This window comes from Faecalispora jeddahensis, from assembly GCF_000577335.1.
GTDB lineage: Bacteria > Bacillota > Clostridia > Oscillospirales > Acutalibacteraceae > Faecalispora > Faecalispora jeddahensis.
This window is the reverse complement of record NZ_CBYL010000095.1, coordinates 1-1,391: the sequence shown is the minus strand read 5'-3', so window position 1 is coordinate 1,391 and position 1,391 is coordinate 1. Positions and strand designations below refer to the sequence as shown.

At 46.9% G+C, this 1,391-nt stretch carries 1 protein-coding gene; it reads right to left on the bottom strand.

The annotated features are described in order from the left end of the window. Positions 1-24: 24 nt before the first annotated feature. Entirely contained in the window at positions 25-1,200 is a 1,176-nt protein-coding gene (locus TY09_RS17455; RefSeq protein ID WP_042437055.1) for a tyrosine-type recombinase/integrase, read from the bottom strand. Positions 1,201-1,391: the final 191 nt, after the last annotated feature.

Below are 1,391 nucleotides of genomic sequence, written 5' to 3'. Positions count from 1 at the left end.
CGCAGCAGGGGGGTTTTTCAAGGTTTATCCAGATACACGGGAGGCCGTGACGGCAGAATCGACGGCGAATGGCACCGGTTTCATATACATCACATGCATTTCATTGAACTTTTCAATGGCGACTTTTTTCTGCTCCATCAAAGAGTGTGTATACACATTCAGCGTAATGTTTACACTGGAATGACCCAGTATTTCACTGAGGGTTTTGATGTCGACGCCAAGCTCTAAGGCCCTGGTTGCAAAGGTATGGCGGATCGTGTGGAATTTTCGATCTTTGACCCCCGCCGCCGCCAGAACTTTCTTGTACATCCTCTGATAGATTCGCGGGTCGAAGGGGACCGCTTTCCCGGAGAGCATATAACAATCATCCTCCTCAAAAGGGAGGCTGTATTTTTCGATCAGCCGGAGCAAAAAGGCCGGCAGTGGGATTTTTCTTAACGAGGTTTCACTTTTGGGGGTTCCCACATGAAGAACGGTCTTTTCTCCGTTCGGTTCGCGATTCCGGATGCGTGACACCGTGCGCGTGATGGACACGGCACCGGCCTCAAAATCAAAATCTTCCCATTTCAAGGCACAAAGCTCGCCCAGACGGATCCCGGAGTAAAAGCAGAGCATGATCCCCAAAAGTCTTTTATCCTCCGATTGCTGCACGACATGCTCAATCATCCGCTGCTCCTTCATAGAGAACACCGGCACCTCCTTGCTGTTCCTCACTTTAGGGAGGGTCACAAGCTCTGCGACGGAGGGGTGATTCGGAACATCTCTGTATATTTCCCGAAGCGCCGTTTTGAGAATGGAGAGGATCTTCCTTCGGTACGATACGGAAATCGCGGCGTTTTGATTGATCTCTTCCACAAGCTGTTTTATTGCTTCCTCCGAAAGCTGCGCGTTGCCGGGAAGCCTGAAATAAGGGATCACATATCTGTTGATGCAGTGATAATAGTTCTCGTAAGTAGAGGGTTTCAAACGGGTCGTGATCTCCCCAGATAACCATGCCTCGAACAAATCGGCGGCGCTTTCTTTCTTGTTTGTTCTCTTTGTATTGACGAATTTGTTTAACTCCAGCGTATCTTTCATCTTGGAACGAACTTCCCGATAGGTTTTCGCATACAGGTACCGATATTTTCCGTCCAGCTTTAGCACCCTCCCTTCCCATCGTCCATCCTTGCGTTTATAAATATTTTCTCCTTTGCGTGGCATTCTCAAATGTCTCCTTTCAAATGTGACGTTTTTTGCTGACGGCGATACTTTTCAAACGAACGAAAAAAGGTCTGCATTTTCATTAAAAATCATCTGTACTTTCTGCCCAAGACTGTATTGAGCGTCAGATTGACAAGCAAAATAAGATAATATATAATGAAAATTGTCATAGTTTGTCAAATCGAAGCGGT

Excerpts from the sequence above, each read along its gene's own strand:
- TY09_RS17455 (WP_042437055.1), bottom strand. The coding sequence starts at position 1,200 with ATGCCACGCAAAGGAGAAAATATTTATAAACGCAAGGATGGACGATGG.